A 502-nucleotide genomic window follows, 5' to 3' on the forward strand; every position below is an offset into this window, starting at 1 on the left:
CCTGCGCAAGGCTCAAGGCTTTGAGTAACAAGAAGAAAACCCGCAAAACCATATGAACCATCGCACTTATCAAAGTGCGATTTGGTCTTCATCTTTTCAAATTCATACCGCGCTTAATCAATTAAAAAGTAAAGAATTTTCGCAATATCCCTGCCCTGTGCTAATACTTAACTATAACTTTTCTCAAATTGAGAATCTTCTAGCGACTTGAGGATGCTTATCTATTTTTTCTTTCTCATCAATCTCCAAGTGAGCTGGCAGAATCATAACAATGAATCAGATTAAGTTGGGATAGGACTATGAGACCAAGGGTGTTACTGGTAGAAGACTCTACCTCATTAGCCATACTTTATAAGCAATATGTGAAAGATGAGCCTTACGACATTTTCCATGTCGAGACAGGTCGTGATGCCATTCAATTCATTGAACGCAGCAAGCCTCAACTGATCATTTTGGATTTAAAACTTCCAGACATGTCGGGTGAAGACGTGTTGGATTGGAT

1 protein-coding gene is annotated in these 502 nt (G+C 39.2%); it reads left to right on the plus strand.

What is annotated here, in order from left to right:
• Positions 1 to 299: 299 nt before the first annotated feature.
• On the plus strand, positions 300 to 502 hold a 203-nt coding region (locus R7Q46_RS30690; RefSeq protein ID WP_318078779.1), incomplete at its 3' end, for a response regulator.

The organism is Vibrio sp. 811 (assembly GCF_033339195.1).